Raw genomic sequence first — 16,276 nt, 5'->3', positions numbered from 1 at the left:
CGCTGAGCGGAGGGGCGCACACGTGTCGACCCCGAGCCGTTGGTCACCGCTCCCCGAACCGTGGTGGAGACCGTCCTCGACGCCGTGCGCGGGGCGGTGACGGAAGGACAGACGCCCGTCTTGGGCCGACGCACAGGAGAAGACGCCTTGACCGCGACCAGCTACCGCAGCACCGACGTGAAGGGCCTGAAGGTCTTCTACCGTGAGTCGGGGCCCGCCGACGCCCCGAAGCTGCTGTTGTTGCACGGCTTCCCCAGCGCCGGCCACATGTTCCGGGACCTCATCCCGCGACTGGCCGACCGCTTCCGGGTCATCGCCCCCGACCTGCTGGGCTTCGGACAGTCCGCGATGCCGAGCCGCGACGGCTTCACCTACACCTTCGAGGCCCTGACGGACGTCCTCGAGGGCTTCACCGACGCGGTGGGCCTCGATCGGTACGCGCTCTACGTGTTCGACTACGGCGCCCCGACCGGGTTCCGGCTTGCCGTCCGGCGGCCGGAACGGGTCACCGCCATCGTCACGCAGAACGGGAACGCCTACGAGGAAGGGCTCAGCGACGGCTGGAACCCGATCCGCGCGTACTGGAAGGAACCCACCCGGGCCAACCGCGAAGCGATCCGCACGCTGGTTCGGCCCGAGACGACGGTGTGGCAGTACACCCACGGAGTACCCGACCCGACGTCGGTCTCACCCGACGGTTACACCCTCGACAACCACTACCTCGCCCGTCCCGGAGCGGACGAGATCCAGCTGGACCTCTTTCTCGACTACGCGAACAACGTGCGGCTCTACCCCACCTTCCAGGAGTACTTCCGCACCCATCGGCCACCGCTGCTGGCCGTCTGGGGCCGCAACGACCCGTTCTTCCTGCCGGCCGGGGCCGAGGCGTTCAGGCGCGACATCCCCGACGCCGACGTCCGGCTGCTGGACACCGGCCACTTCGCGTTGGAGACGCACGCGGGTGAGATCGCCTCGGCCATCCGGGGATTCCTCGGCGACTGACCCGGGCCTCCCGGACCGGGCAGCCGCTCGCCGGCACACGAACACGGCCACCGGTCCCCGGCGCGCAGAGCGCCGACCGCGCCCGGCGACACCGGGACGGTGCCCCGTCCAACGCGACCTCGACACCCGCCATGACGAGAAGGAACCAGCATGCCCCAGTCAGTGGCCATCGTCACCGGCGCCAGCCAAGGCATCGGCCGGTCCACCGCGATCCGGCTGGCGCGCGACTTCGACTCGATCGCACTCGTCGCCCGCAACCGCGTCAACCTCGACGAGACGGCGACCGCCGTCAGCGCCGCGGGCGCCGACCCCCTCGTCATCGCCGTGGACCTCTCCGACTCCGCCGCGGCCCGCACCGTCGTCGACACGACCCTGGCCCGATTCGGCCGTGTCGACGCCCTGCTGAACATCGCGGGCGCCGTCCCGCAGGTCGACGTGTTCGACATGACCGACGAGCAGTGGGATCACGGGCTCGCACTCAAGCTCCACGGTGCCCGCCGCCTCACGGTCGCCGCCTGGCCGGCCCTGAGGGAAGCGAACGGATCCGTCGTCCTGATCTCGGGCAACTCGGCGCTCTTCCCCAAGGCCCCCTACGCCGCGGTGGGCACGATCAACGCCGCGATCGTCGCACTGGCCAAGGCGTTCTCCGACCGCGGCATCACCGATGGCGTCCAGGTCAACAGCGTCCTGCCGGGACCGGTGATGACCGGCCGTCGCCGCTCGTACCTCGAACACTGGGCGCCCCTGCACGACATGACCGTCGAGGAGGCCACCGCGAAATTCCCCCAGGAGGCGGGCATCGCACGCTACGGCGAGCCGGACGAGATCGCCGAACTCATGGCCTTCCTCGTCTCGCCGGGGGCCCGCTGGCTGACCGGCTCGGCGCTCCGCATGGACGGCGGCGAGGTCAAGTCCGTCTGAGGCCACGGCCCGGCCTCAGCGGTGGCCTCCAACGATCAGTAAGGCTGCCCGAGGTAGTGATGAGGCGTCCGGGTCATGGCGAAGGGGCCGGCTCGTGTGTGTGGTCCGAACACCAGAAGGTGCGTCGGTAGGCAGTGGGAGTGGTGTCGAGTGCGCGGCGGAAGTGCAGGCGCAGGTTGGCGGCTGTGCCCAGTCCGCAGTCGCGTGCCACCCGGTCCACCGGGTGGTTCGTGGTTTCCAGTAGTTCCCGTGCCCGGCTGATTCGGGCGTTGAGCAGCCACCGCAGCGGGGTCGTGCCGGTCTCCTCGGCGAACCGGCGGATGAAGGTGCGCTGCGACAGGCCGGCGTGGCGGGCGAGCGCCGGCAGGGTGAGTGGCTCCTCGAGTCGTTGCAGGGCCCATTCCCGGGTGGTGGAGAGCGAGGCCTCGCCGGTTACCGCGACCGGAGCGGGTACGTACTGCGCCTGCCCGCCGTCTCGGTGCGGGGCGGCGACCAAGCCGCGGGCGATCTGGTTGGCCACCACCGCCCCGAGGTCGCGGCGCACGATGTGCAGGCAGAGGTCGATGCCGCAGCACACCCCGGCCGAGGTGAGCACGTCACCCTCGTCGACGTACAAGACGTCGCGGTCGACCGTGATGGCGGGGAAATCTCGTTCGAGCTCCTCGATGTGCTTCCAGTGGGTCGTGGCGTGCAGGCCGTCCAGCACGCCCGCCGCGGCCAGCGCGAAGGCTCCCGTGCAGATCGACACCACGCGCCGACCACGCTCGCGGGCCTCGGCCAGCGCGTCGAGTACGGCGCTCGGAAGCTGGCGGATCGGCTCGAACCCCGGAACGATCACCGTGTCGGCGACGCGTACCTGCTCCAACTCCCCACTGGCGATCAGTGCGAAGCCCGCGCTGGTGGTCACCTTCGCGTCGAGCGCGCACACGGTCATCTCGTAGGGGGTTTCTGGTCGGGCGTTGAAGATCTGCGTCGGGATCGCCAGATCGAGCGGGGTGACCCCGTCCAGCGCCAGGACTGCGACTCGGTGAATTGCCATGGCAGGATCCTATCGAAGTTGGGTAATTTTGCCTCTCGCCTGGTCAGGGCGGTCGCGGCGATGCTGAAGTCATGAACGGATCTACCCGTGAGGCGACCACGGACCTGATCACGCTGCCCGGCACACCACTTGCCGACGCCGTCGTGAATCTCGTCCGGACGGTGCAAACGCCCTCCGTGTTCAACCACAGCGTCCGCAGCTACCTGTTCGCCAGGTTGGTGGCCGCCCGCCTCGACCTGGCCGTCGGCCGTGACTACGACGACAGCCTGTTGTTCGCCGCCTCCGTGATGCACGACCTCGGCGTCGCGTCGGACGGCCCGCACTGTCAGCGTTTCGAGGTCGAGGGCGCCGACCGGGCCGCCGAGTTCCTCGTCGAGCGCGGAGTTTCCGCGGCCGACGCCGATGAGGTCTGGCAGGCCATCGCCCTGCACACCTCCCCGGGCATCGCGGAACGGCGCGGCACGTTGTGCGTGCTCGTCCGCGCAGGCGTCGCGCTCGACTTCGGCGGCGCGGTGGGCACCGGTCACCTCGAAGCCGTCACCGACGAGCAGGCCGACGCGGTGCATGCCGCCTACCCGAGACTGGAGATGATCCGCTCACTCACCGACGCGATCGTCGCGCAAGCCGCGAAGAACCCGAAGAACGCACCCCGTTACACGATTCCCGGTGAATTCCTCCGAGAACGTGAGACCTTCGGCCGGACCCGACTGGAGCACGCCGGTCGTTCGTCCCGCTGGGGCAGCTGACGTCCCGGATCCCACAACCAGTCAACAGAGAGAGGAAAGCACTGCCATGACCATCCACACCGTCGAGATCCCCGAGGGCTCCGAGGTCTTCGGAGAGACCAGGGGCGCCTTCGCCCGCTTCGGCTACTCCGCCGCGGTCCGTGCGCACGGTCTGCTCTTCATCGCCGGAACCATCGGCCGCCGTGCCGACGGAATCATCGCGGACACCATCGAGGAGCAGACCGAGATCGCCATCCGGCGCATCGAGGAGATCCTCCGGTTGGAGAACCTCGACATGTCCGCCCTCGTGGACGTGACCAGCTACCACGTGGACATCCACCAGCACATGCCCGGCTTCCTCGAAGCCAAGCAGCGCCTCATCAAAGCCCCCTTCCCGACCTGGTCGCTGATCGGTGTCAGCGCCCTCGCCAGTCCGGGGCTGCTCGTCGAAATTCGCGCCACTGCCGCCTATCCCGACGCATCTCGGTAGACCGCCGCTCCTGGGCCACCCCCTCGGCCCAGGAGCGTCCCCACCACTGACCTGAGGTCCCGGCCGCGGCCCCTGCCGTCCTCGGAGCAGGCGGTCCACGCCCCGGACCGACGAAGGGCTCCCGAGCCGCCCGGGAGGGGGTTCAGGAACAGGCTCCTGCCTTGCCGTTCATCCGGTCCGTCGGGGCTTGGTGCCGACCTTGTGGCGGAGAACGCGCCCCTGCCGATCCCGTCGCACGACACACTCGTCCCCAACGGCCTTCGCTCCGATCATCCACCCCTGGCCCGAGTGCATGATCGAGCGGAGGCCGCCTCCATGTCCGGTGAACCCTCGTGTGAGTGATCGAGTTCGAGGCGCCGTTCGAGGCCAAAACGATCGTTATGTTGAGCGCCGAACCGGCGTGCGTCGCGAACGAGTTCGGCGACGACACCCGAGAGCCTGTGGGTTCCACCGACGACCGGCGCGCGCCTCATGATGCGACTTGTGATCGTCTCGGCGTCAGGTGGCCACCGCGTGCCGCGGGTCAACCGGATGCGGGCCGCAGATTGTTCATGAACAGGCCGAGGGTGAACTCGAAGCGGTCGTGTCCGGTGCCGGAGATCAGCTCGGCGGCATGGCGTCGAGTCTGCGGGAATCTCTCGGCGGGCAGTGCGGTGAAGCGGTCCAACAACTCCTCGTGGCTGAGCACCCATTCCTGATCCTGGTGCTGGCGCCGTTGCCGGACCAGCGACTGCTCCAGCGCGTAGGCGCTGACGTAGAGGGACAGCGCGTCGCGGGCCCAGCCGGCCGTCCTCGGTTCGATGCCGCCCGCGAGCAGGATCGCCAGGATCCCTTCGCCGACCCGCAGCGTTGCCAGGTTGGTCGGCACCATGGCCAGCGCGGCGCGCGAGACTCCAGGGTATTTCAGGTACAGGTCGCGGATCTGTGCGTACACCCCGAACAACTGCTCGCGCCAGGCGGCCGGGTCCGGTTCGGGGAGCACGACCTCGGCGTAGAGCCTGCCGATCAGCAGATCGTCGATGTCGTCCTTGTTGACGATGTGCGCGTACAGCGACGACGGACCGGTGCCGAGCACGGCGGCGACCCGGCGGATGGTCAGCGCGTCGTACCCCTCGGTGGCGACGACTTCCAGGGCGGCGTCGGTGATCCGTTCGACGGTGATCGGCTTCTTGCGTGCTGCCGCCGCGGCGACCTCCGCCGCGGGTTGGGCGTGGCGAGCTGCGCGGCGTTGGCGGGGATCGGCGGACATGTCGACCACTATACCTTGACACGATCTAAGTTCGTTAAGTAGAACTTAGATCGTCCGGACGAACTAAGTTCGTATCGATGTCGCGGAGGTGTGGGATGCGAGTTTCCGTTGTCGGAGCCGGCCTGGGAGGTCTGGCTCTCGCGCAGGGTCTGCGTGGTGCCGGGATCGAGGCCGACGTGTTCGAGCGCGACCCGGGGATCGTCGCACGGTTCCAGGGCTACCGGCTCGTGCTGAACCCGATCGGTTTCCAAGCGGTGCGCGACTGCCTGCCGACGCGCTGGCACCCGCTGCTGGACGAGATCGTCATGGACGCCTCCGCCGAGCAGCTGATCCTGGACCCGCGGCTGAACGAGATCGGCAGGCTCGGCGCGGGCCGGACCGGCATCGTGGTCGACCGGCAGGTGCTGCGGCACCTGTTGCTGACCGGCCTCACCGTGCACACCGATGCCGCGCTGACCGGCTACGACGTGCTGGCCGACGGCGATGTCCAAGCCCGGTTCGCCCGCCGCGACCCGGCCACCGCCGACCTGCTCGTCGGCGCGGACGGCGTCACCTCCGCGGTCCGCGGGGTGTTGTCGCCGCGGACCACCCCGACCGACACCGGCGTCCGGTTCGTCATCGGCCGCACTCCGCTGACCGACGAGTTCGCCAGCCTGTCCAAGGCCTACGGCTCGAAGATCACGGGCGACGGCGTCAGCCTGCTGCTCGGCGCGATGCGCTTCCGTACCCCGCCGAAGCAGGCCGCCGAGCAACTGGCCCCCGAAGTCACGCTGCCCGACATCGGCGACTACGTGCGCTGGGCCATGATCCTGCCGCCGAACGGCTCGCTGGGGGACCTGACCGCGCAGGACGCCGTGCTGTCCAGGATGGAAGGTTGGCACCCGGAGCTGCGCGCGCTGATCGAGCAGGCCGACCCGGACAACAGCACGCTGCTGTCCATCCGGGTGGTCAAGCCCGGTGAACGCTGGGCGTCCGGCCCGGTCACGCTGCTCGGCGACGCGATCCACGCCACCTCCCCGACCGGCGGCAACGGCGCGAACACCGCGCTGCGCGACGCCGACCTGCTACGCCGCTGCCTGATCGAGGCCGACGAAGGCCGCCAGGATCTGCTCGACGCGGTCGACGACTACGAGCGGCAGATGTTCGAGTACGGCGCCGAGGCCGTACGCGGCAGTCTCGAGAAGCTGCCCGCCTTCGCCCCCGAAGCGAAACCGTCCTGAGACCGAAATTCACCTGGCGCGATCGACCGGACTCGTCGCTGGTGGCGGCATCGGGCCGCCGCCAGTGCGAGACGTCCACGGCCAGGACCAGCCGGCCATCCGCAGCCCGCGGCAGCGACACCCCGGCCAGGGAGCGCCGTAGCCGGCCGATTTCGATGAGGCCCCGGCGCTCCCGCCGATCCCGTCACACGACACACGCGTCCCCAACGGCCTTCGCTCCGGTGCCCTCCAAGACCTTCAAGTGGTCCTCCCTCGATGCGTGTTGCCGCGTGAGAGTCCGCCCTACCGGTGATCTCCGAGGGTGTGGTGCATCGCTGTCGGCGCGGCGTTCAGGCGTACCAACAGCTGAAAACCACCCTTCTGCTTCTGGCAGTTCAGTGGCAGGGTTAGCCAACATGAGCTGAACTCGCATTAGCGGAGAGGGGCTTGACCATGCCGACTCGATTCGACCTGCCGGCGGGCTTCCGCTGGGGTGCTTCCACGGCCGCTTACCAGATCGAGGGTGCGGTCGACGAGGACGGGCGCGGGCCCTCCGTCTGGGACGTGTTCGCCGCCCGCCCGGGTGCCGTCCGTGACGGCCACACCGGCCGGGTCGCTTGCGACCACTACCACCGCTACGCCGAGGACATCGCCCTGATGCGCGAACTCGGCCTCGACGGCTACCGGTTCTCGATCGCCTGGCCCCGGATTCAGCCCACCGGCACGGGCCCGGCGAACCCGGCCGGACTGGCCTTCTACGACCGGCTGGTGGACGCCCTGCTCGAAGCCGGCGTCACGCCGATGCCCACGCTCTTCCACTGGGACCTGCCGCAGGCCCTCGAGGACGGTGGCGGCTGGCTGGCCCGTGACACCGCGTACCGCTTCGTCGAGTACGCGGAGCTCGTCGTGGACCGGATCGGTGACCGGGTCCCGGCCTGGATCACGCTCAACGAGCCCTTCGTGCACATGGTGTTCGGCTACGCCCTGGGCACCCATGCCCCTGGTCGAACCCTGATGCTCGACGCCCTGCCCGTCGCGCACCACCAGCTCCTCGGCCACGGCCTGGCGGCCGCCGGGCTGCGCGAGCGCGGCCACCAGGTGCTGATCGCCAACAACCTCACCCCGGTCTGGCCGGCGAGCGAGGACCCGGCGGACCTGGCGGCCGCCGCGGCGTACGACGCGCTGCACAACCGGGTGTTCACCGATCCGCTGCTGCTCGGACGCTACCCCGACCTGTCGGCCTTCGGCGTCGGCGAGGACCTCGGCGGCAGCGTCCGTCCTGGCGACCTGGAGCTGATCGCCGCCTCCGGCCTGGACGGTCTCGGCCTCAACTTCTACAACCCGACCCGGATCGCCGCCCCCACCGGCCCCGAACTCCCTTTCACCGAGGCCGCGATCGAGAACGTCCCGCGCACCGCCTTCGGCTGGCCGGTCGTCCCCGAAAGCCTGCGCGAACTCCTCCTCGGCCTGCGGGACCGTTACGGTGACGCGCTGCCGCCGATCACCATCACCGAGAACGGCTGCTCGGTGGACGACCGGGTCGCTCCTGACGGCACCGTCGACGACCGGTTCCGGATCGACTACATGGCGAGCCACCTCGACGCCCTGGCCGAGGCGATCGCTCAGGGTGTGGACGTCCGCGGCTACTACACCTGGTCCCTGATGGACAACTTCGAGTGGGCGGAGGGGTTGGAACGGCAACGCTTCGGGCTGGTCCATGTCGACTTCGCGACCCAGCGCCGCACGCCGAAGGCCTCGTACGCCTGGTACCGCGACCTGATCGCCGCCCACCGGGCAGGGCACGAAGGGTAGTTGCGGCGATCCGGTGCCGTACGGCGGCACCGCGCCCGTTCCGTCCCCGGGATGCTGACCGCGGCGGCTCGAGCTGTGCGGGAACTCCGACGCGGACACGCGGAGCCACATCGTGTCCGGTCGGACGAGAGGCCCCCACCGGGGGCCTCTGCCGCACGACCGCGAGCACGAACCTCGGCGGAGGGCCTACCAGCGGCTACCGCCCCTCACCGGAGCCTTCCAGGTAGGAGTGGAAGAGACCCTGCGGGTCGTACTCCGTCCGGAGTGCTCGCAGGCGCTCCCAGTCGGACGGCGTGAACGACCGCCGGGCCCGGGACGGGTCGGCGGTCAGGTCCGCTTCCGCGATGTAGTGCCCGGTCCCGAACGGCTCCACCGTGCGCATCGCCTCGCGCAGCCAGCCGACGTTGACGCCGTCACGCGCCGGATCGTCCCAGATCGCGTAGGGGACGACGTAGCTCGCGCCGAGCACGGAGAAGGCCATGTTCCGCAGCAGCTCGTCCTCCCGCGAAACCGGTGAGACGGGCGCCAGCACCAGGGACTTCGCCGACGGGGCCCTGGTGAGCGCGTGGCCCAGCTTCGTCAGGAGCGAGGGGTAGTCCTCGTCCGACCACAGGGTGTCGGCCGCGTAGCGGTGCCTTTCGGGCCACGTGCCCCCCGCGATGCCGTAGAGAGCGGCGAGGGAGGTCGGTTCGTCGAGCCGCCGGGACAGCGGGCGTTCGGCGAGCGGGCAGCCGCGCAGCGGCTGGAGGGCGCGCACGGCCTCGGGGTGCGAGCCCGCGAAAGCGGTGGCGGTGACGACGACCACCTTGGTCGGTGGCCGGTCACTCGTCAGGGTCGGGTCGGCGGTGGCCAGTACGAAGGACAGCTCGACGTTCGCGGGGAGCTCGCCCGCCCGCTCGGTGGCCCAGCGGGCCACGGGTTCGACCGCGGCCAGTGGAAAGACGTAGGAGGTAGTGGCAAGTGCCGCCGGGCGCGGGCGCAGCCGCAGGTGGAAGCGGGTGACGACGGCGAAGAAACCGGGGCCGGCACCCCGTGCCGCCCAGAACAGACCGGGATGCTCGTCCTCGGTGCACCTGACCACGTCACCCCCGGCCGTCACGGCCGTGATCTCCCGCACGCTCGCGCAGCCCGGTCCCCACAGGCGGGAGTTCCAGCCGAGGCCGCCGCTGAGGAGGTACCCACCGAGGGCGACGGTGGCGCAGTGCCCCGCCGGAAAGGCGAGGCCGTGCCGGGCGAGCTCCGCCGCGAACGCACTGCCGACGGCACCGGGCTGCACGGTCGCCGTCGCCGAGCCGGCGTCGATCTCCCACTGACGGAGTCCGGAGAGGTCGAGGAGCATCCCCCCGTCCCGCAGCGGCGAGCCGCACCAGCTGTGTCCGCCCGATCGAACGGCGACCCGCAGACGGTGGGATCGGGCCAGCTCGAGGGCTTTTGGAACGTCCTGCTCGCAGGCGGCGCGGACGATCACGTCGGGGTACCGTTCCGGCCTCAGCCCGTTCCAGAGCTCGCTCGCCCAGGTGCTCCGGTAATCCGCGTCGCCTCTGCGCACGAGCGTGCCCTCGATGCCCGAGGGGCCGACGTGTGCGCGCATGCTGACCTCCTCGTCCTGCTGCCCTCGGCCTCGGGCCGGCTCGCGATTCGAGGCGTCCCGAGGCCGGTTGGCGGGAACGGCCGCGGGCGGGGCGGAGGCGCCAGCCCGTCAGGCGTGCTACGAGGGCCCGGTCCGGCGGAGTCGGTCGCGGTCGATACGACCCGTCAGTACGCGTGTCGGTCGGGCTTGTCCATCCAGGCCTGGTAGGCCCGGGCGCCCATCTCGGGACGGATCTGCTCGATCCGGATCCTCCGCTGGTCGAGGGGCCGCTGGAAGTCCTCGTACTGGAAGGCGTCGTCGAAGCCGATCGCGCGGGTGGCAGCCAGGTCACAGCTGTAGTAGACGGCGTCGATCCGTGACCAGTAGATGGCACTCATGCACATCGGGCACGGCGCACCGCTGATGTACATCGAGCAGCCCTGGAGCATTCGGGCCCGCTCGGGCAGCGGGTCGGGGGACCCCTCGGGGCGCGGCACGTATGCCAGCGTGCTCTCGTCCTGATGCTTCGTCGATATCGACGGTGCCTCAGGGTTGAGGCGCTGTACCGCCTTTCGGATGGTCTCCACCTCGGCGTGCGCGGTGGGGTCACCCGTGAGGAGCACGCGGTTCTGTCCGCTGGCGACGATCTCTCCGTCGCGGCTGATCACAGCACCGAACGGGCCGCCCCAGCCCATCTCCACGGACTCCATGGCCAGCCGTACCGCTTCGGTCAGGAAATCCTCGTGTGCCATGCCGGAAACCTCCGCCCAGCAGTCGGCGAGGGACTCTGTCTCAGGGGCTACTTTGTCCCAATTTTCCGTTAAGTACCTTTTGATCTATGCTACGCCACATGAGCGAGCGTGCAAGCCGGAGCCCGGGTCGCGACCCCGGCGGTGGAGATGGCGGCGCGACAGTCGTGACGTCCCAGAGGATCCGGTCCGGCCGCGAGGGCGACTACCAGCGCTGGCAGGAGAGGACGAACCGGACCGTGCGGGGTTTCGACGGGTTCGAGAGCACGGAGTCGTATCCACCGGGCCCTGGCGAGGAGAACGAATGGGTGGTGGTCTTCCGCTTCTCGCACATCGACCAGTTGACCGCGTGGCTGAATTCGAGTGCACGTCGGAGGCTCCTCGACGAGGGGGCCGAGCTGTTCGAGGAAACCCCGAAACAGGAGGTGCTCGGCGGCGGGAAGGCAACTCGGGACGCGGTCACGGCAGTCATCTCCCATGACGTCAGATCCGGGCGCGAGAAGGATTTCGTGCGCTGGCAGAAAAAGATCACGGGAGTCCAGGAGGGATTTCCCGGCTTTATGGGGTCCGAGCTGTTCAGTCCCGTGAAGGGGATTCAGGAGCACTGGGTCGTGGTGTCCCGTTTCGACACGCGCGAACACTTGGAGGAATGGCTCGGGTCGGAGGTCCGCGAGAAACTCCTGGAAGAGGGGCGTCAGTATTTCTCCGCCTACGAGGTGCGGAAGGTCGGATCGGCGTTCAGTGGTTGGTTCCATTTCGGCGAGAAGGCGTCGGAAGGCGCTCCGCCCAATTGGAAGCAGGCCATGACGGTGCTGCTCGCCCTCTATCCCACGGTCATGGTCCTGAACCTGACGGTGGGCCGGGTACTCGACTCCCAGGGGGTCGCCGGGTACCTGGCGCTGTTCATCAGCAACATGTTGAGCGTCAGCATTCTGACGTGGCTCCTGATGCCCCTGGTGAACAGGGGCCTCGGCTCCTGGCTCGAGCCGAGGCGGAACCGGTCCCTTCGCGGCCAGCTGGGGGGTGTCGCGGTCGTGGTGATCGGTTACCTGCTGCTCATCGCCGTCTTCGGTCTCACCACCGGTTGACCTTCCCCGCCGCCGCCCCCGAGCTACCGCTCGGCGGCACGGCGGTCGGCCAGGCAGCGCGCCACGCAGGCGGCGAGGAAGGCCAGCGCGGCGGCCGTGTAGAGCCCACTGGTCACGGCGGCGGGGAGCACGGTGAGGCCGGGTGCCCACCAGACCGCGAAGGACGAGAACGTCAACCACATCGCCGCCGCCGCGCACCACCACGGCCACGAGCCGAGCCGCCGGGCCTCCGCGGCGACCAGCAGGGTCAGCGGCACGCACCAGACCCAGTGGTGCGACCAGGAGACCGGGCTGACCAGCAGCGTGGTGGTGGCGCAGCAGAGCAGCGGCCAGGCGAGGTCCGGCCGGTCCCGGCGGCCCGTGGCGAGCAGGGCGGCGGTGCCGAGCCCGAGCAGCGCCAGCACCAGGGCGGTGGCCAGCCAGGGCAGTCCGGGGTCGGTGGTGCCGAGCAGCCGGGCGACCAGGCCGCGGACGGACTGGTTCGCGTCGTGCGCGGCGTCGCCCGGGCGAGAGGGCTGGAAGACCGTCGTGGTCCAGAAGCGGAGCGAGTCGCGCGGCATGAGCAGGCCGGGGAGGGCGACGGTGGCCACGAAGGCGGCCGTGGCCCCGGCGGCCGAGCGGAGCCAGGGGTCCGGGGCCCGCCGCTCCTCGGGCGCACCGCGCCGCCGCCGGTCGAGGACACCGGCCGCGGTCAGGAACAGGACGAACAGCAACGGGGTGAGCTTGACGCCGGCGGCCAGCCCGGTGCCGACCCCGGCCCAGCGCCGGCCGGCGCACAGCGTGAGGTCCCCGAGCACCGCCACCGCCAGCAGCAGGTTGATCTGCCCGTTGCCCACCGTGCTCCAGACCGGCTCGCACCACACCGCGAAGGCCGCCACGAACAGCGTCACCGCCGTGCGCGGCGGCCGGTCCGGACGGTCGACCAGCCGGAGCGAGAGGTGGACGAAGACGATGACCAGCAGCAGGTTGGCCACGGTGGTGGCGAGCCGCGCCACCGGCATGCTGAGCAGGGTCAGTGGGGTGAACAGCAGGCCGGCGAAGGGTGGGTAGGTCATGGGCAGGTCCAGACCGGTGACGCGCATCGCGTAGAGGTCCTGCCCGGCCCGGACGGTCGAGCCCGCCGCGCGGTAGACCGCGAGGTCGATGAAGGACACCGCGGCCGCCCGCTGGGCGAGGCCGAAGGCGGTGAACGACACCAGGCAGAGCGCGGCGCAAGCCGCCGCACGCCTGGTGGGCTGGATGAACACGGGCAGGCCTCACCACGGGGTCGGGCAGCTGACGGACCATTGGATGACCAACTGGATACCGCAGACCCGGTGGCCGACCCGACACCCGGCTCCGGACGCGGCGTGTCGGACCGCCTCCCCTTCGGGCAGCCGACGCCGCCCGAAGGGGAGGCCCGGTTGCCAGACGGGCGGGTGGTTGCCGACAATCGGCCGCATGGCCGAGCACGCGCACCCGGACTTCGCGACCAAGCCCGTCCTCAGTGGGGAGCGGGTCCTGCTACGCCCGTTCGAACCGGCCGGCGACCTCGACGCGCTGCGCGAGATGCTGCGCGATCCGGAGGTGGCCCGGATGGCCGACGGCGCGCCCGAGGAGGCCCCGCCGCCGCCCTGGGACGAGGCCGCCGAACTCCGGTTCCGACAGTGGTACGACACCCGCAACGGGCAGACCGACCGGTTGGACCTGGCCGTGGTCGACCGGGCGACCGGCTGTTGTGTGGGCGAGGTGGTGCTCAACGCGTGGCAGCCCGACCATCACAGCTGCAACATCCGGATCGCGCTCGGTCCGGCCGGCCGCAACCGCGGCCTCGGCACCGAGGCGATGCGCCTGATGACGGGCCACGCCTTCGAGCAACTCGGCTTGCACCGGCTCTCGTTGGACGTCTTCGCGTTCAACCCCCGAGCCCGCCGCGCCTACGAGAACGTCGGGTTCGTGGTCGAGGGGGTGCACCGCGACGCCCTGCGCGACGGTGACCGCTGGGTGGACGAGATCCTGATGTCCGTCCTGGCCCCCGAGTGGGAGCGGCACCGCGGCCACCCGCGGCTGGTCCGCTGAGGGTCCAACAGCGCGGGCGGCCAAGGTGGTTGCGCTACCGAGTCAGCTCATCCGGCCGAAGAGCAGCTTCCACGGCGCGAGCGCGGACTCGACCTGCACGGCCATGCTCATCTTCGACGCGCCCTTGACCCGCTCCTCGAAGCGGATCGGCACCTCCATGATCCGCATGCCGCGCTTGACCGTGCGGTAGTTCATCTCGACCTGGAAGGAGTAGCCGTTGCTGTGGATCGACTGCAGGTCGATCGCGCGCAGGGTCTCCGCCCGCCACGCCTTGAACCCGGCGGTGGCATCCTTCACCCGCAGTCGCAGCAGCGTGTTGACGTAGAAGTTCGCCCAGGCCGACAGGGCCTTGCGGTGCCACGGCCACTCCGCGGCGGTCGAGCCGCCCGCGACGTAGCGGGAACCGAGCACCACGGCGGCGTCCTTGGTGCGCAGTGTGTCGAGCATGGCCGGGAGCGCCGAGGCCGGGTGCGACAGGTCGGCGTCCATCTGGATCACCACGTCCGCGCCGTCGGCCAGCGCCCGGCTCATCCCGGCGATGTACGCGCGCCCCAGGCCGTCCTTCTCGGTGCGGTGCAACACGCTGACGGAGTCGGGCGATTCGGCCGCGAGCTTGTCCGCGAGCTCGCCCGTGCCGTCGGGTGAGCTGTCGTCCACCACCAACAGGTGCAGGTTCGGCAGCCGCAGGTCCTTGAGCAGCCCGGCCAGCACGGGCAGGTTCTCCCGCTCGTTGTACGTGGGAACGACGACAACGACCTTGGGGGAAGCCTCTGACATGAATCAAATCCCTCGCGTGATCTCCGGCCCGTGGCACGCGGGCGATGCCCGTGCGTGCGCCACCGGACAGTTGTTCTGGTGCGGTTGGGTGAGTGTAGCTCACTACCAGTAACTCAAGATTCAACGCTGGTGGCCTGATTGCCAGATGAACGGGGGCATGAGAAGTCCATGAGGACTGCCGCTACGAGGTGCCCGGGCGGCGCGGGCGGTAGCGGAGCTCGGGGCGTCCCAGCTGGCCGTACCGCGGCTCCCGGACGGCTGCCCGGTGTCGACCAGGTGCTCGAGGTGGCCGCGCATGGTGATCCGTGACACACCCGCCGCCGTGCCCGTCCGGCAGGTGCGGAGTGTGCAGCCCTGGCCATGGATTCTGGTCCGGCTGGCACGCTGACCGAGGAGGCATGCCCCCGCCCGGGCTCAGAAGAGCGTCAGGCCCTCGTTGCTGGTATCCGGGACGACGGGCCGGAACTGCGCGGGGAAGCCGTCATGACGCCCGGGCCCAGCGGCGGCGGCCACCGCGGGAGCTGCCGTGGTCAACCAGGCGCGGAACCGGTCGACGGCGTCGCGATAGGGGACGTGCGCCAGGACGCGGTGCTCCCCGCTGGGGCAGTAGTCCACACTCAGGGTGATCACGCAGGAGCCGGGAGCACTGTGACTGCCGCTCCAGGAGGCGCGCAGTTCACCGCAGGGCGTGCGTCCGCGGGAACTGTGGGGTGCGCGGTGGGTCGGGCGCAGTGGTTCGCCGACCAGGAGTGCGGTGAGTGCGGCCAGGTGCGGAAGCGGCACTGTGCTGCGGGCGCGACAGCCGGGGCAGCGGTGCCAGTGCCGCGACCAGTCCTCGGCCTGGGTGTGGAAGAGGGACGTGTAGCGGCCGGTCACGTACACGTCGTTGCTGTGGAGGTAGTTCGGCCGCTCCCGCGTGTTGCACGGCTGGCAGACGGGAGCGCGGACATAGCCGTGCTCGTGGCAATGGTCCACCGCGCGGGCGGGCGCTTCCCGGCAGATGGCGCAGATCCACCCGGACACCTCCAGCGAGCTGCGCTTCTTCCTGAGTACCGCGTAGAGGTGTCCTTCCAACTCCCCGTTGTACGGGCGCAGTGTGGTGGTGCGGCAGGTGGGGCAGATGGTCTGCCAGCCACTGTCGGTCTGGACGCGCCACTGGTCGGGGTGGTCCGCCACGGCCCCGCACCTCTGGCAGGTCCGTACGGCCAGCAGCCACCGCGCCTCGGCGTGCTCGGCCGCGTCCAGCACCTTCACCAGAGCGCGAGGTAGCCACCACGTGTCCGACGCCCGCGTCTGGGGCCGCTGCACCAGAGCCCGGCGCCAGTCGATCCCCGCCAGGTGCGACAGTTTGCCGCTACCGCGCTGCGACCGCTCAGGCGCGGTATCGGCGCGGGATCGGGCCCGTTCTTGCCCCAGGCGTTGACGCCACCGCAGCGCCGGCCCTTCCCCCTGTCCCGGTCTCATTGGGTCATGAAAGGGGGCGACGCGGACGAGGCCGCCTCTGTGTACCGTGACCGCACTCAGTTCCTCGGCCGCCCGGCGCACCTCGGCCTCGTGCACCTGCCACCATCCGTCGACTCCCTTCACTGTCGGCAGC

At 70.2% G+C, this 16,276-nt stretch carries 15 protein-coding genes; 8 read left to right on the top strand and 7 right to left on the bottom strand.

Annotation, left to right across the window (positions count from 1 at the left end):
- The first annotated feature begins 147 nt into the window (after nt 1-147).
- Both ACIGXM_RS12400 and ACIGXM_RS12395 read left to right on the top strand, forming a co-directional pair.
- Nucleotides 148-1,002 carry an alpha/beta fold hydrolase gene (locus ACIGXM_RS12400; protein WP_396559776.1) on the top strand — a complete coding sequence of 285 codons (855 nt, stop codon included), beginning with the start codon at nt 148-150 and terminating at the stop codon, nt 1,000-1,002.
- A gap of 150 nt (nt 1,003-1,152) precedes the next feature.
- Nucleotides 1,153-1,923, top strand: coding sequence for an SDR family oxidoreductase (locus ACIGXM_RS12395; RefSeq protein WP_396559774.1), 771 nt, complete (start codon nt 1,153-1,155; stop codon nt 1,921-1,923).
- 73 nt (nt 1,924-1,996) lie between these two features.
- On the opposite strand, the gene ACIGXM_RS12390 is transcribed toward ACIGXM_RS12395, so the two are convergent.
- Nucleotides 1,997-2,962 carry a GlxA family transcriptional regulator gene (locus ACIGXM_RS12390; RefSeq protein ID WP_396559772.1) on the bottom strand — a complete coding sequence of 322 codons (966 nt, stop codon included), beginning with the start codon at nt 2,960-2,962 and terminating at the stop codon, nt 1,997-1,999.
- Nucleotides 2,963-3,033: 71 nt separating this feature from the next.
- Between ACIGXM_RS12390 and ACIGXM_RS12385 the strand changes: the two genes are divergently transcribed.
- Both ACIGXM_RS12385 and ACIGXM_RS12380 read left to right on the top strand, forming a co-directional pair.
- Complete coding sequence (locus ACIGXM_RS12385) at nt 3,034-3,708, top strand: HD domain-containing protein (protein WP_396559770.1); 675 nt, start codon at nt 3,034-3,036, stop codon at nt 3,706-3,708.
- Between the two features lie 46 nt (nt 3,709-3,754).
- Nucleotides 3,755-4,177, top strand: a complete 423-nt coding sequence (locus tag ACIGXM_RS12380; protein WP_396559768.1) for a Rid family hydrolase — start codon at nt 3,755-3,757, stop codon at nt 4,175-4,177.
- A 523-nt stretch (nt 4,178-4,700) separates the two neighbouring features.
- Here the strand turns inward: ACIGXM_RS12380 and ACIGXM_RS12375 are convergent.
- Nucleotides 4,701-5,426, bottom strand: a complete 726-nt coding sequence (locus tag ACIGXM_RS12375) for a TetR/AcrR family transcriptional regulator (RefSeq protein WP_396559766.1) — start codon at nt 5,424-5,426, stop codon at nt 4,701-4,703.
- A 95-nt stretch (nt 5,427-5,521) separates the two neighbouring features.
- Between ACIGXM_RS12375 and ACIGXM_RS12370 the strand changes: the two genes are divergently transcribed.
- Both ACIGXM_RS12370 and ACIGXM_RS12365 read left to right on the top strand, forming a co-directional pair.
- The gene (locus ACIGXM_RS12370; protein ID WP_396559764.1) at nt 5,522-6,646 is read left to right on the top strand and encodes an FAD-dependent oxidoreductase; all 1,125 of its coding nucleotides are present in this window, start codon (nt 5,522-5,524) and stop codon (nt 6,644-6,646) included.
- Nucleotides 6,647-7,078: 432 nt separating this feature from the next.
- Nucleotides 7,079-8,437 carry a GH1 family beta-glucosidase gene (locus ACIGXM_RS12365; protein ID WP_396559762.1) on the top strand — a complete coding sequence of 453 codons (1,359 nt, stop codon included), beginning with the start codon at nt 7,079-7,081 and terminating at the stop codon, nt 8,435-8,437.
- A 196-nt stretch (nt 8,438-8,633) separates the two neighbouring features.
- On the opposite strand, the gene ACIGXM_RS12360 is transcribed toward ACIGXM_RS12365, so the two are convergent.
- Both ACIGXM_RS12360 and ACIGXM_RS12355 read right to left on the bottom strand, forming a co-directional pair.
- Nucleotides 8,634-10,028 (bottom strand): FAD-binding oxidoreductase, encoded by a 1,395-nt coding sequence (locus ACIGXM_RS12360; protein WP_396559760.1) that lies wholly within the window; start codon nt 10,026-10,028, stop codon nt 8,634-8,636.
- Nucleotides 10,029-10,192: 164 nt separating this feature from the next.
- Complete coding sequence (locus ACIGXM_RS12355; protein ID WP_396559758.1) at nt 10,193-10,759, bottom strand: nucleoside deaminase; 567 nt, start codon at nt 10,757-10,759, stop codon at nt 10,193-10,195.
- Nucleotides 10,760-10,857: 98 nt separating this feature from the next.
- On the opposite strand from ACIGXM_RS12355, the gene ACIGXM_RS12350 reads away from it, so the two are divergent.
- Nucleotides 10,858-11,844, top strand: a complete 987-nt coding sequence (locus ACIGXM_RS12350) for an antibiotic biosynthesis monooxygenase (RefSeq protein ID WP_396559756.1) — start codon at nt 10,858-10,860, stop codon at nt 11,842-11,844.
- Nucleotides 11,845-11,867: 23 nt separating this feature from the next.
- Here ACIGXM_RS12350 and ACIGXM_RS12345 read toward each other — a convergent pair whose 3' ends face one another.
- Nucleotides 11,868-13,091 (bottom strand): glycosyltransferase 87 family protein, encoded by a 1,224-nt coding sequence (locus ACIGXM_RS12345; protein ID WP_396559754.1) that lies wholly within the window; start codon nt 13,089-13,091, stop codon nt 11,868-11,870.
- Nucleotides 13,092-13,284: 193 nt separating this feature from the next.
- Between ACIGXM_RS12345 and ACIGXM_RS12340 the strand changes: the two genes are divergently transcribed.
- Nucleotides 13,285-13,902, top strand: a complete 618-nt coding sequence (locus ACIGXM_RS12340) for a GNAT family N-acetyltransferase (protein ID WP_396559752.1) — start codon at nt 13,285-13,287, stop codon at nt 13,900-13,902.
- Between the two features lie 42 nt (nt 13,903-13,944).
- Here ACIGXM_RS12340 and ACIGXM_RS12335 read toward each other — a convergent pair whose 3' ends face one another.
- Nucleotides 13,945-14,679 carry a polyprenol monophosphomannose synthase gene (locus ACIGXM_RS12335; RefSeq protein WP_396559750.1) on the bottom strand — a complete coding sequence of 245 codons (735 nt, stop codon included), beginning with the start codon at nt 14,677-14,679 and terminating at the stop codon, nt 13,945-13,947.
- 414 nt (nt 14,680-15,093) lie between these two features.
- Nucleotides 15,094-15,933, bottom strand: a complete 840-nt coding sequence (locus ACIGXM_RS12330; protein WP_396559749.1) for an endonuclease domain-containing protein — start codon at nt 15,931-15,933, stop codon at nt 15,094-15,096.
- Between the last annotated feature and the right edge of the window lie 343 nt (nt 15,934-16,276).

Origin of the sequence: Kitasatospora sp. NPDC052896, assembly GCF_044547075.1 — a bacterium.
Classification (GTDB): Bacteria; Actinomycetota; Actinomycetes; order Streptomycetales; family Streptomycetaceae; genus Kitasatospora.
Note: the sequence above shows the minus strand (reverse complement) of the source record. Positions and strands in the feature narration are given on the sequence as shown.

Excerpts from the sequence above, each read along its gene's own strand:
- ACIGXM_RS12340 (WP_396559752.1), top strand. The coding sequence starts at position 13,285 with ATGGCCGAGCACGCGCACCCGGACTTCGCGACCAAGCCCGTCCTCAGT.
- ACIGXM_RS12360 (WP_396559760.1), bottom strand. The coding sequence starts at position 10,028 with ATGCGCGCACACGTCGGCCCCTCGGGCATCGAGGGCACGCTCGTGCGC.
- ACIGXM_RS12385 (WP_396559770.1), top strand. The coding sequence starts at position 3,034 with ATGAACGGATCTACCCGTGAGGCGACCACGGACCTGATCACGCTGCCC.
- ACIGXM_RS12335 (WP_396559750.1), bottom strand. The coding sequence starts at position 14,679 with ATGTCAGAGGCTTCCCCCAAGGTCGTTGTCGTCGTTCCCACGTACAAC.
- ACIGXM_RS12390 (WP_396559772.1), bottom strand. The coding sequence starts at position 2,962 with ATGGCAATTCACCGAGTCGCAGTCCTGGCGCTGGACGGGGTCACCCCG.
- ACIGXM_RS12375 (WP_396559766.1), bottom strand. The coding sequence starts at position 5,426 with ATGTCCGCCGATCCCCGCCAACGCCGCGCAGCTCGCCACGCCCAACCC.
- ACIGXM_RS12350 (WP_396559756.1), top strand. The coding sequence starts at position 10,858 with ATGAGCGAGCGTGCAAGCCGGAGCCCGGGTCGCGACCCCGGCGGTGGA.
- ACIGXM_RS12395 (WP_396559774.1), top strand. The coding sequence starts at position 1,153 with ATGCCCCAGTCAGTGGCCATCGTCACCGGCGCCAGCCAAGGCATCGGC.
- ACIGXM_RS12370 (WP_396559764.1), top strand. The coding sequence starts at position 5,522 with ATGCGAGTTTCCGTTGTCGGAGCCGGCCTGGGAGGTCTGGCTCTCGCG.
- ACIGXM_RS12365 (WP_396559762.1), top strand. The coding sequence starts at position 7,079 with ATGCCGACTCGATTCGACCTGCCGGCGGGCTTCCGCTGGGGTGCTTCC.
- ACIGXM_RS12380 (WP_396559768.1), top strand. The coding sequence starts at position 3,755 with ATGACCATCCACACCGTCGAGATCCCCGAGGGCTCCGAGGTCTTCGGA.
- ACIGXM_RS12355 (WP_396559758.1), bottom strand. The coding sequence starts at position 10,759 with ATGGCACACGAGGATTTCCTGACCGAAGCGGTACGGCTGGCCATGGAG.